We start from the raw sequence: 11,499 nt of genomic DNA on the forward strand, positions 1-11,499 counted from the left end.
TCACCTCTCCTTCTGCAGTAGGGACAGCGCGGCGATCAGCTCGGCCTGCGGTTCCGGCGTCACCTCGAGCGCCTCCAGCGGGGCCAGCCGGCGGTCGCGTTCGGCGCGCAGCACGTGCTCCAGGTGCTGCGCGACCAGTTCGCCGCCCCGGTCGCGCAGCCGTACGGCGGCCTGTACGCCGATCCGCTCGGCGAGCTTCTCCCCGGCGGGCCGGGCCCGTTTGCCACCGAGGAGGGCGGCGGCGAGCAGGGCGGTGACCCCGTCGGGGGCGGGCGCGGGCTGCTTGTCGAGCCGGGCGACCTCGTCCTCGGCGAGTTCCTCCAGTACGCGCCGCCAGCGCCGTACGGCCAGGCCGATACGTTCCGCCGCCTCCCGGTCGGGCCCGGGCAGCTGCACCGCCCCGGCGGCCGGCTCGCGCCGCCAGGCCTGGGCGATCCGCTCGTCGGCGGCGGCCACCGCGCACTGGAGCAGTGCGGCGAGCGACTCGGCGAGCGAGTCGAGCAGTTCGTCGGCGCTGGTGTCGAGGGGGTAGCCGCGCCACCGGGTCAGCGCGTCCCCGGCCAGTACGGCGCCCTGGTCGAGCCGGTTGCGGACCCGCTTGCCCTCCCTGCGGTACGCGTCCTCCACCGCGGAGGTCAGCCGTACGGAGGCGGCGTACTGGGCGGCGACGGCGGATGCCAGCTCCGGCATCCGGCGCCCGAGGGAGTCCAGCGCGCCGAGCGCGGTGCGCCCGACGGCGTACTGGCGGGCGGCGGGGTCCTGCGCGTGGTGGGCGAGCCACGCGAAGAGCGGGGCGACGGCGCTGGCGGGCAGCAGCCCGCCCCCGCCGGCCGATTCGGGCAGCTCCGGCACCGTGAACCGCGGTACGTCGCCCAGCCCGGCCCGCGTGAGCAGGGCCCCGTACTGCCGCGAGACCTCGGCGAGCACCTGGTGCGGGACCCGGTCGAGGACGATGATCAGGGTGGCCTTGTACTGCTTGGCGGTGCGCAGCAGGTGCCAGGGCACGGCGTCGGCGTACCGGGAGGCGGTGGTGACCATGACCCAGACGTCGGCGGCGCAGATGAGCTCGGCGGCGAGTGTCCGGTTCTCGACGACGAGGGAGTCGATGTCGGGGGCGTCGAGGATGGCGAGCCCGCGCGGCAGGCCGGCGACGGTCTCGATCCGCAGCTCGCGGGTGGCGGCGGTGTTCCCGAACGCGCGGGGGGAGCCGCGGTGGGGGGCGGGGAGCGGGTCGTCCTCGCCGGGCGGGGCCCAGACCCGCATCAGGTCGGGGAGCACCCGCATTCCGGCGAACCAGTGATGGTCATCCGGATGGCAGACGAGCACGGGGGTGCGTGTCGTGGGCCGCAGGACGCCGGCTTCACTCACTTGGCGCCCCACGAGGGAGTTGACGAGAGTGGACTTACCGGCCCCGGTGGACCCGCCGACGACGGCGAGCAGTGGCGCCTCGGGCGCCTTCAGCCGGGGTACGAGGTAGTCGTCGAGCTGCGCGAGCAGCTCGGCTCTGGTCTGGCGGGCGCGCGGGGCGCCGGGCAGGGGCAGCGGCAGACGCACGGACGCGACCCGGTCGCGCAGGGCGGACAGGGCATCGAGCAGCTGAGGCCGAACATCCAAGGTCACCACATGCGAAGAATGCCCAATTTGGGACCATTTTTGAAGCTTATACGCCCCCTGCGCGCCGACCGCGACTCCAGTGGGACCTTTTGGACACAGCGGACGAGTGGGGCGCAGGCATAACGAGTGCACAACACCAGGGGCGCCGCGGCGCAAAAGCGGTGCGAGAATCGCACCTGCCTGCGATTATCGGGACCGCTTCACCGAACCTCCACATCGTGGCACGCGGGTGAAGCAACCGGGACAAGGCGGCCGGAGCCCTATCCTTGACCCGGTCCGGACGACAGTCCCACCCCCACCCCGGGGCTCCAGGCCACCACGGCCACCTTCCGGCCCCCGTAGCTCAGTGGATAGAGCAGGTGCCTTCTAAGCACTTGGCCGCAGGTTCGAGTCCTGCCGGGGGCACTCTCCACCAGCCACCCCAAACCCTCCCCCCGGGGAGGGCTTTCGCGCAGGTCAGGGCCCCCAGCCTCCGTGCGGTGCGTGCGGTTGCCTGATGGCCCGCCTGACCGCTCGGCGCTCACTACGGGAGGCCTCGCGTGGTGAGATTGGACGTGACCACTGCCAGGTGATGCGACGTTGCCCATGCCCGCCACTCCGTGCCGCCGCCCGCCTTGGACCTCTGCCGGGTCGCACACTCCTTGAGCCGCGCATCGCCCCACGATGTTCGCGCCCCTGTCACGGGCCAGTACGAGGAGTCGACCAGATCGGCGCTCAGCGTGAAGAAGTCGTCATTGCCGGCGCGGACTCGCGGATAGACGAACACCTGCCAGTCGTTCGGTGTCGTGTAGCGCATGTTGGGATCCGGCGTCCCACGGGACTTCACCGGCATCCGAGGGTGCGTCACTCCGAAGTCTCCGAAATCCGGGGATCTTCCGTGGCATCCGCGCAGGACTCGCCCCCAGAGCTGCGCATCCCGCCTGGCTACGGGCGTCGCCTGCCCCCTCGGGAAGCCCGACAAATTGACGGGGAACGCCCCAGCAGCGACACACTCACTCCGCCAGCACCAGGCAGACAGCGCTTTGAGGGCGGCCAGCGCGCGATCAGCCGATCGGTCTCTTGTCATGCTGGAGTCCACCGGCCCGGCGTCTATGAGCAGGTCGACCTCTTCCGGTTCCAGGTGAAGGGCTCGGAGTAGCCCGCTGATCTGTCCGTGATGCGGCAGGCCCTCCGGCGAATCTGTGGCGACGGAGACGCGCAGGCATGCGCCGCTCCGATGCGCTGCGATCGCCTGCGAGGCCTCAGCCAGCACATCTCTCGGATCCGTGTACCGAACCACTGGGCACATCACCACGCCACGCAGACCGAGCGACTCACCGAGTCGGGCGACAGGGCCACCCGCATCGCCCTCGAGGACTCGCTCGGCCGGCAAGGCACCGCTGTCGACCGTCAGGACCGTTCCGAGCGGCACTGCATCCATCGCACGGTCGCAGAAGGTCTCCAGAACATCCCGCACGTCCGGGTCCGGAACCAACTCCATGACCGGGCGGATGGATGAGCGAACTGCCGGCGTGACGTGCGCAAGGGCCGAGAACTCCCCTGCCTTGCCTTTGAGTATCGGAACGTATGCCAACGGCTTCCCCCAGCGCACTCAGCACCAAGCCAATGGGTGTCTCGCTCACTCCCATCAGAGTGTGACGAGATCGCGCCACCTCAGATAGAGACGCAAGTCGGCCAGAAGGCCGAATCTCGCCCGAGTGGGACGACTCAGGGCAAGCAAGGACGGCAAGGGCAGAGGAAAGGGCCCGTGGCCGACCGGCCGTCAACTCGGGGCGGGACAGGCCGCAGTACGCGTCTCCTTGTCGGACAGCGCGCCACCGAGCTGCGCGCCGACCGACTGGACGTCCTGGTTCATGGGCGGGTGCGTGACCGGCGGCTGGGCTAGCTGGCGCTCATGCCGCGCTCTGGCCAGTGGGGGGATCGGGCGCGCAGGGCGTTGATCTTGCGGGATGCCTTCAGGGAGAGGTAGTCGGGGCGGCCGTCGTCCACTTCCGAGGTGTGGGAGGCCTTGTTCCAGGTCAGGGTGCGGGGCATGTCGTCCGGTTCGGGGCCGAAGGCGTAGCGGACCCTCTCCGCGTCCTCGGAGATCTTGCGGAAGTAGACGAGACCGGCCATGGCCTCAGTGTGCCCTGGTGTGGGAGGGGGATGGTGCGGGAGGGTGGGCGGATGGCGGACGGATCTGTTGAGCGGGCGCGGTCGTTCGGGTCGGCGGCCGGGCGGTACGGGGACTATCGGCCGTCGTATCCCGACGCGCTGCTGGACGCCCTGGAGGAGGTCTCGGGGGTTGCGCTGGGTGGGGCGCGGGTTGCCGACGTGGGGGCCGGGACGGGGATTGCCACCGGGTTGCTGTACGCCCGCGGGGCCGACGTGGTCGGCGTTGAGCCGGGGGCGGGGATGGCTGCGGAGTTCCGGCGGCGTCACCCGCACGTTCCGCTCGTGCGGGGGGATGGGGATCGGCTGCCCTTTGCTTCGGGGTCCCTTGACCTCCTTACATACGCGCAGTCCTGGCACTGGACCGACCCGGCACGCTCCGGGCCCGAAGCCCTGCGCGTGCTGCGGCCCGGTGGGGCACTGGCCGTCTGGTCGAACGACCCCGATGTCGGCGTCGGGTGGATCGCCGACCAGCAGGCGCGGATCGAGGAGCGGTTCGGTCCCGGTTGGTACATCAACGAACGTCCCCGGTCACAGAGCGGCTTGGAGTTCACCACCCGGCTGCTGCGCTGGTCCCGCCGGGTGCCTGTCGACGTCCACCTCGCCAAGCTGGGGACGCATTCCCTCTTTCTGATCGGACGGCCCGGGACCGATGAGTTCCTGGACGGGGAGAGGGAGCGCCTGTTCCGGCTGTTCCCCGAGGGGACCGTCGACGAGCATTACCTCGTCGACCTGCGGGTTGCGCGGGTGGCTCGGCCGAAGCGGCCCTGGACGTAGTCCGACGTGCGGGGGTCCGGCGGACCGCGATCTGCGCTCTGGCGGTGGCGGTGGCGGTGGCGGTGGCGGTGGCGGTGGCGGTGGCGGTGAGGAACAGCCCGGCCGGTCCCGCCCGACCGGGGTGCGGGCGGGACCGGAGATCAAGGGGGAAGCGGGTCGGTCACGGGACGGCTCAGGCGGCGGGCGCGCCCTGGGGCGCGTCCTGCGGGGAGACGCCGAAGGCCTTGACGGCCTGGTAGTAGGTCCACGCGGTGCTGTCGCAGGAGCCCTTCTTCACACCGGAGTACGCCGAGCAGACCCGCTTCAGGTCCGCGTAGAGGGCGTCGTCCAGGCGGGACTTGTTGGCCGAAAAGGCGCCTGCGGCCTTGTAGTTGCGGTAGCCGAAGTCGTGGCGGGCGCAGGACGTCTGGAAGGGGAACCCGAACGGGTTGTCGGGCGAGGTCGTGCAGTAGTCCGTCGACCAGTCGAACCCGTACGGCGCCCACTTGGCCTGGTTGCCGCGCGCCGCGACCCAGGCGTTGTAGCTGGTGGCGCTGGTCTGCGTCCAAGTGCCGAGGACCTGCGGCTTGTCGGCCGGGGCCGCCGACGCGGGGGTCGCGACGACGAGTACGGCGGCTGCGGCCACCGATGCGAGGAGAGGAGCGGGACGACGGCGCATGGCATTCCTCCGGGACGGGGACGGGGCCGCCCGGGGTAACCCCCGGTACGGCGTCGGGTCCCACCCTCGGGGCACGTCCTATCGCCGCCCCTTAACGCCGCTATAACGCCGCTCGCAGGGCCGGGGTGTCGGGATGACAGGGGGCAGTGGCGTGTCCTGGCTCGGTCCTGGCCTCGTGCCGCAGCCGGCGCGTCGCTGACCGAGGCAGCTCTCAGGTAGGACGCCGTATCAGACCTCCGGCAGACATCAGGTTCGTCCTGGGGAGGGACGCGCGCGGGAGCGCCGCGGCCGAGACTGGATCACATGAAACGCCGTCCCCTCGTCATCGCCGCCGCCACCGTGGGAGTCGTCGCGACCGCCGCCATCGCGCTGCCCAATCTCCCGCCCAACCCGTTGACCGACTCCCTCAACGACCAGGTCTTCAAGGAGAAGAGCAAGCACTTCGCGACCGCCGCCGACGCGCCCACCCGCGACGGGAAGGCCTTCACGCTGCCGTCCTGGGTGCCCAAGGACGCCACCGACATACGCATACGCGTGCGCAGCACCGGCGAAGCCAGGCTGATCCGATTCACGCTCGGAGCGACCCCGCTGGACGGCCCGCAGTGCACTGCGGGCACGCCGAACGACCAGGGCGGGCGGAAGCTGAGCGCCAAGTGGTGGCCGCAGGGCACCCGGGCCGAGGAGCGGCCCGAGTGCCGGGACTTCTACCAGTACCAGGTCGCGGTGCGTGACAAGCGGGTCTACGCCTGGACCGACGGGACCCCTTCGCCGGGGGCGAAGACGCAGGACGGCTCCCCGGCCACGGCCCACGCACGCAGCCGCGGCTAACGGCGCCTGATCAAAAGACAGGCCCTAGCCCTAGCCCTGGCCCCAGGCCCGGTCCTGGTCGCGGGCGAGTGCGGCCGCGGTGGCCCGGGCGAACGCGTCCGGGTTGTCGAGCATGATGTTGTGCCCGCAGTCCGGTACGGGGACCACGGACACCCCGGCGGCCTCCAGCGCCTCGGCTCCGGCGAGGGGACCGTCGGCCGCGGGCAGCAGGTAGGTGCGCGGGATCTTCAGCTCGAGCAGCAGCTCGCGCATGGTCGGCGTCGTGCCGGCCGCGAGGTGTACGGCGGTGCGGTGCAGGGCCGTACGGTCCGCCAGGCGCATGGTGGACCACCAGTGCGCGCCGACCCGGTCGCGCACCTCGGCCCAGCCGCCGGCGAGGAACTCCTCCTCGGTGTAGGAGGCGATGCCGCTGCTGCCGGCCGTGCGCGGGACGACCGGCACCGGGTCCAGGTTGGCGTCGACCAGCACCAGCCGGGAGACCAGGCGGGGGTGCCGGTGGGCGAGCACGATGGCCACGGCGCCGCCCATGCTGTGGGCAATCAGCTCGACGTCCGTCGCACCTGCCGCATCCAGAGCGGCCGCCAGGGTGTCTGCGTGTGCCTCGAGGGTGTACGGGAAACCCTCGGGCCGGTCGCTGTGCCCGTGTCCCAGCAGGTCGACCAGCAGCGAGCGGCGGCCCGCGAGGAGCGGGTGCACGGCGCTCGCGGCGAAGTAGGCGGGCGAGGTCGACCCCAGCCCGTGCAGGTACACCCGGGCGGGCTCCTCGCCGGGCAGCTCGACCCAGCGGATCCGGTCATCTTCCGCTGTGACGGCGGCACTTCGCATCAGGCTCTCCCTTGATCGGCTGATCAACTGATCAGCGAGAGGAAGAGATTAACCAGGGCCGACTCGAACGTCTGGTCTACCCTCGTCGGGTGAGTACGTACGTGAACCGACTCGGCGAGGACGCACCGCGGACCGGCGAGGTCCCGACGGGGACGGCCGTGACGGTGTGGACCCTGGACACCACCCTCGACGTGGTCGGCGGCCACCGCATCGACGGAGCCCTCGCGATCCTGGACGGGAACGAACGGGACCGGGCCGGGCGGCTGCTGCGGGCCGAGGACCGGCACCGGTACCTCGCCTCCCACGTGGGGCTGCGGGTCCTGCTCGGCGGCTACCTCGGGCTGGCTCCGCAGGACGTCGCCCTGGTCCGGGAGGACTGCCCGTGCTGCGACGGCCCGCACGGGCGGCCGGCGGTGGCGGGAGGCGCGGTGCAGTTCTCGCTCTCGCACAGTGACGACCTGGCGTACCTCGCGTTCGCGGGGGTGCCGGTCGGGATCGACGTGGAGGCGACCCCGAGTGCGGCGGCGGTGGCGGACGTCCTGCCCAGCCTGCATCCGGCGGAGACCGCGGAGCTCTCCGCGCTGCCCGTGGCGGAGCGGCCCGAGGCAATGGCCCGCCTGTGGTCGCGCAAGGAGGCCTACTTCAAGGGCACGGGCACCGGCCTGGCCATGGGTCTGGCCGACCCGTACGTCGGCGCGGGCCCCGACCCGGCGCCCGTCCCCGGCTGGCACGTCACGGACCTTCCGTCCCCTCCGGCCTACGCGGCGGCCCTCGCGCTCCGCACCTGACCCACCACCCCACCACCCCGGCCCGCCCACTCCGCCCGCCGACTGCGCCGCGGCGGCGGTCGGGCGCAGCGGGAGCGGCATCAGGAGGCACGACTCGCGCGGGCAGCCGCGCCCCTGAGCACCGCCTCCGGAACGGTGCGCCACGCCGTGGGGAAATCAAGTCTCCGCTCGTCGCGCGCCCACTATCGTGACCGCCATGGACATCCGCCCCGCTCGTACCGTTGCCGAACTCCAGGCCGCGGAGGGGCTCTTCGACGGCCCCGCCCGACTCGACTGGTCCGAGCGCTTCCTCTCCGCGCCGGGACACCTGATGCTCATCGCCTACGTCGACGACATCCCCGCCGGCATGGTCTCCGGGGTCGAGATGAGCCACCCGGACAAGGGCACCGAGATGTGCCTGTACGAGCTCTCCGTCGACGAGGGCTACCGGCGCCGCGGCATCGGCCGCGCCCTGACCGAGGCCCTCGCCGACGAGGCCAAGGCGCGCGGCTGCTACGGCATGTGGGTGGGAGTCGACGCCGACAACGAGGCCGCCCTCGCCACCTACGCCTCCGCCGGCTCCCGCGACGAGGGTGTCTTCGCCATGCGCGGCTGGCCCCTCGCCGGCTAGGGCCTGTCTTTTGGATCAGGCGGATCAGGGAGCGGGGCCTGGTGCGTGCGATCGCAAGGCGCAGGAGGGAGTCAACGCGGTGGGGGCACCTCCCAGCGGTAGCTGGGGGACGTTGGCGAGCGACGACAACGCGGCGAGCGCGCGTGCCAGGCCCCGCGAGCCCGGCATGATCCGAAAGACCGGCCCTAAGCCGCCCCTTCCGGATCCGGCCTGACCCACTGCGCCCGGACGGGACGACCGAGACCGTCGCCCTCGGGGCGGCCGGCGGGGCGGGCGCCGCCATGATCGGGCGGGCACCGCCTCATCCGTCCGGCGGCGTGTCGTGCGCCCACTCGGCGCACCCTCCGCGCGCCCTGCCCTCAGCTCGCCGAGCATCGGCCGCATGACCGCAATCACCGCGCTGCTCCCGGCCGCCGCCCTGCTGGCGGCGGCCACCGCCCTGCCGCCGCACCCCGCACCCACCGCCGCCGACCGCGCCGCAACCGCCACCGCCACCGCCCCGTACGTCGTGGTCCTCAAGGACACCGCCTCCCGCGCCCCGACCCGCGCCCTGGCCGCCGAGGCCGCCGGCTCCGGGGACCAGGTGGGGGCCGTCTACGACACCGTCCTCAGCGGCTTCGCCGTCCGCACCACCGCCGCCCGCGCGGCCGCCCTCGCCGCCGACCCCCGGGTGGCCTCGGTGGAGCCGGACGCCGAATTCCGGATCAGCGACGCGCAGAACCCGGCGCCCTGGGCCCTGGACCGGATCGATCAGCGCGATCTCCCGCTCGACGGCTCGTACACGTACGCCACCACCGCGCGGGGCGTCACCGCGTACGTCGTGGACACCGGGATCAACACCGGCCACCAGGAGTTCGGGGGCCGGGCCCGGGCCGGCTACAACGGGGTGTTCCTGGAGAGGTCCTCCGACTGCAACGGCCACGGCACGCACGTCGCGGGCACCCTGGGCGGGGCGACGTACGGGGTCGCGAAGGGGGTTTCCCTCGTGAGCGTCAAGGTCGCCAACTGCAAGGGGTCCGCGTCCCTGACGTCGATCCTGGGCGGCCTGGAGTGGATGGTGAAGGACGCCGCCAAGGCCCCGGGCACCCCCGCCGTGGCCAACATGAGCATGGGCGGCACCCGCAGCTACTCCCTGGACGCGGCGGTGACGCGGGCCGTCGCCGCCGGGATCACCTTCACCGTCGCCGCCGGCAACTCTGCCGACGACGCCTGCACCGGCTCCCCCGCCGCCGTCCCCGCGGCGGTCACGGTCGGCGCGGCCGACGCCGCGGACCAGTGGGCCCCGTTCTCCAGTTACGGCAAGTGCGTGGACCTCGCCGCGCCGGGCGTGTCCGTCACCTCGGCCTGGAAGGGCTCGACGACCGCCCTCGCGCGCGCCTCCGGCACCTCCATGGCGGCCCCGCACGCGGCGGGCGTCGCCGCGCTCATCCTCGCGGACGGCCTCGCCGCGGGCGGTACGGCGAAGACCCCCGCAGAGGTCTCCGCCGCGCTGGTGCGGGGCGCCGTACCGGACCACCTCACCGGGGTCCCGGCGGGCACCGCCAACCTTCTGCTGCGCGCCCCGGCGGCCGCGGACTGACGGGCCCGCGCGGGCGGCCTCGGTCCGGCGCCCAGGTCAGCGACCGGGTCCGCCCCCGCCCGCACCCCACCCATCCCACCCGCACCGCACCCCCGAAGCCCCGGCCTGATGGGACATCAATTTCTGTGTGCTTCGGGCGAAAGCAAGTCATTGACTTCTCATCACCGCGACGCGTCAATGTCGGCCACCGCACCGGCTCGGCCTCCCCCACACAGCGGGTGGGGGGAGGGGTTCGTCTGACGAAGGAGTCGCGACCCAGTGAGTACAACGTTCCGACGAAGAATTCTGGCCGGGGCGGGCGCCCTGTCCCTCGCGCTGACGGGCGGCGTGGTGGGCCTGACCGGCACCGCCCAGGCGGCGACCGTGACCACCCCCGTCTTCGAGAACTGCGACGCCCCGGCTCCGCAGCCGGACGGTTCGGGAAACCAGAACTACACGGTCACGGTGCCCGGCACGGCCAAGGCCGGCGACGTCGTACCGATCACGATCGATCCGGGTGCGAGCCCGCTGATCCCCGGCTTCTCCGTCACGACGGTGAACACCACCAAGATCACCCTCAAGGTGGGGACGACCACCCAGGTCGTCACCAGCCCGCCCGAGACCGTCAGCGTCGTCGCCGGCACCCCGCTCGACCCGAAGGCCTTCTCCGGAACGATCAAGATCCCGGACGGCACCGAGGGCGCCACGGTCGACATCAAGCTCGACCTTGCGGTCACCGACGCCGACCTCAGCGGTTCGGTGTTCACCACGACCTGCACCCCGGCTCCCCGGCCGAGCGCCACCCTCGGCTCGGTCGCCGTCGAGGCCCTGCCCAAGGACCCGGTCACCACCAAGCTGACGCCCAACAGCGGCAAGGCCGGCACGGCCGTCGTCGTCAGCGGCGCCAACTTCGCGGCCGGGCCCGTCACCTGCTCCGCCCTCCTCGCGGGCGCGGCCACCGGTGACACCGGCACCGGTACGGCGGACGCGACCGGCGCCGCCACCTGCAACATCACCGTCACCAAGAAGGCCGACGCCCTCAAGATCGACGGCTCGGTCACCCCGTACAAGTCCTTCGTGTACCTGGAGGACCAGGCGGGCGTGAAGAACCCGGTCGACATCGAGGTCCTCCCCGGCCCGCTGGCGCTCGGCCCGAAGGACGGCCAGCCGGCCGTCGCCTTCCCCTCGGTCACCATCAACGGCAAGGCCCAGTCGGTGGTCGGCGTGTTCAACGCCGCGACCGTCCAGGACTTCCGCGGCGGCACGCTCGGCTGGGACGTGACGGCGACCCGTACGCCGTTCCTGAACCAGACGACCGGCCACTCGATGGCGAAGGCGCAGATCGGCATCCAGCCGTCCTGCACCGTGACCAACCCGGACAGCCCGAGCACCTGCACCGCGGGCACGCCCGGCGCGATCTCCGAGACCCCGATGAAGGTGGCCTCGCAGGCCGCCGGCGGGGACGAGCTGACCGGCGGTGAGTTCGCCGTCGGCGGCGCCGGGATGATCCAGCTCCCGCCGTTCATGTTCGCGGACACCTACCAGACGGTCGTCACCTTCTCGATCGCCTGACCGGCAGGAGCAGTGCACCCAGGGTGGTGGGGGGGGGGGGGGGGGGGGGGGGGGGGGGGGGGGGGGGGGGGGGGGGGGGGGGGGGGGGGGGGGGGGGGGGGGGGGGGGGGGGGGGGGG

At 72.6% G+C, this 11,499-nt stretch carries 11 protein-coding genes and 1 tRNA gene; 7 read left to right on the forward strand and 5 right to left on the reverse strand.

All coding sequences use genetic code 11. The features are described 5' to 3' along the window. On the reverse strand, positions 1 to 1,614 hold the full coding sequence (locus tag ACZ49B_RS25075) for an ATP-binding protein (protein WP_468309836.1): 1,614 nt from the start codon (positions 1,612 to 1,614) through the stop codon (positions 1 to 3). A gap of 332 nt (positions 1,615 to 1,946) precedes the next feature. Between ACZ49B_RS25075 and ACZ49B_RS25080 the strand changes: the two genes are divergently transcribed. Continuing rightward, a tRNA-Arg gene (locus tag ACZ49B_RS25080) sits at positions 1,947 to 2,019 on the forward strand. Positions 2,020 to 2,137: 118 nt separating this feature from the next. On the opposite strand, the gene ACZ49B_RS25085 is transcribed toward ACZ49B_RS25080, so the two are convergent. Next, positions 2,138 to 3,205 (reverse strand): beta family protein, encoded by a 1,068-nt coding sequence (locus tag ACZ49B_RS25085; RefSeq protein WP_468309839.1) that lies wholly within the window; start codon positions 3,203 to 3,205, stop codon positions 2,138 to 2,140. Between the two features lie 290 nt (positions 3,206 to 3,495). Next, positions 3,496 to 3,729 (reverse strand): hypothetical protein, encoded by a 234-nt coding sequence (locus ACZ49B_RS25090; RefSeq protein ID WP_468309842.1) that lies wholly within the window; start codon positions 3,727 to 3,729, stop codon positions 3,496 to 3,498. A gap of 51 nt (positions 3,730 to 3,780) precedes the next feature. On the opposite strand from ACZ49B_RS25090, the gene ACZ49B_RS25095 reads away from it, so the two are divergent. Beyond that, positions 3,781 to 4,542, forward strand: coding sequence for a class I SAM-dependent methyltransferase (locus tag ACZ49B_RS25095; RefSeq protein ID WP_468309844.1), 762 nt, complete (start codon positions 3,781 to 3,783; stop codon positions 4,540 to 4,542). Between the two features lie 172 nt (positions 4,543 to 4,714). Here the strand turns inward: ACZ49B_RS25095 and ACZ49B_RS25100 are convergent, their stop codons facing one another. Beyond that, positions 4,715 to 5,200: a phospholipase gene (locus tag ACZ49B_RS25100; RefSeq protein ID WP_468309847.1), complete on the reverse strand. Its 486-nt coding sequence runs from the start codon at positions 5,198 to 5,200 to the stop codon at positions 4,715 to 4,717. A 303-nt stretch (positions 5,201 to 5,503) separates the two neighbouring features. Here ACZ49B_RS25100 and ACZ49B_RS25105 point away from each other — a divergent pair, with 303 nt between their 5' ends. After that, positions 5,504 to 6,028: a hypothetical protein gene (locus tag ACZ49B_RS25105; protein WP_468309850.1), complete on the forward strand. Its 525-nt coding sequence runs from the start codon at positions 5,504 to 5,506 to the stop codon at positions 6,026 to 6,028. A gap of 30 nt (positions 6,029 to 6,058) precedes the next feature. On the opposite strand, the gene ACZ49B_RS25110 is transcribed toward ACZ49B_RS25105, so the two are convergent. Then, positions 6,059 to 6,853 carry an alpha/beta fold hydrolase gene (locus ACZ49B_RS25110; RefSeq protein ID WP_468309853.1) on the reverse strand — a complete coding sequence of 265 codons (795 nt, stop codon included), beginning with the start codon at positions 6,851 to 6,853 and terminating at the stop codon, positions 6,059 to 6,061. Positions 6,854 to 6,942: 89 nt separating this feature from the next. On the opposite strand from ACZ49B_RS25110, the gene ACZ49B_RS25115 reads away from it, so the two are divergent. The 4 genes from ACZ49B_RS25115 to ACZ49B_RS25130 all read left to right on the forward strand — a co-directional run bounded on the left by ACZ49B_RS25115 (position 6,943) and on the right by ACZ49B_RS25130 (position 11,381). Next, complete coding sequence (locus tag ACZ49B_RS25115; RefSeq protein WP_468309855.1) at positions 6,943 to 7,641, forward strand: 4'-phosphopantetheinyl transferase family protein; 699 nt, start codon at positions 6,943 to 6,945, stop codon at positions 7,639 to 7,641. Positions 7,642 to 7,837: 196 nt separating this feature from the next. After that, on the forward strand, positions 7,838 to 8,251 hold the full coding sequence (locus ACZ49B_RS25120; protein WP_468309858.1) for a GNAT family N-acetyltransferase: 414 nt from the start codon (positions 7,838 to 7,840) through the stop codon (positions 8,249 to 8,251). Positions 8,252 to 8,633: 382 nt separating this feature from the next. Continuing rightward, positions 8,634 to 9,830, forward strand: a complete 1,197-nt coding sequence (locus ACZ49B_RS25125; protein ID WP_468309861.1) for a S8 family peptidase — start codon at positions 8,634 to 8,636, stop codon at positions 9,828 to 9,830. A gap of 258 nt (positions 9,831 to 10,088) precedes the next feature. Next, positions 10,089 to 11,381 (forward strand): hypothetical protein, encoded by a 1,293-nt coding sequence (locus ACZ49B_RS25130; RefSeq protein WP_468309863.1) that lies wholly within the window; start codon positions 10,089 to 10,091, stop codon positions 11,379 to 11,381. Positions 11,382 to 11,499 lie beyond the last annotated feature (118 nt).

The sequence above is a fragment of the Streptomyces sp. NPDC031132 genome (assembly GCF_055570595.1).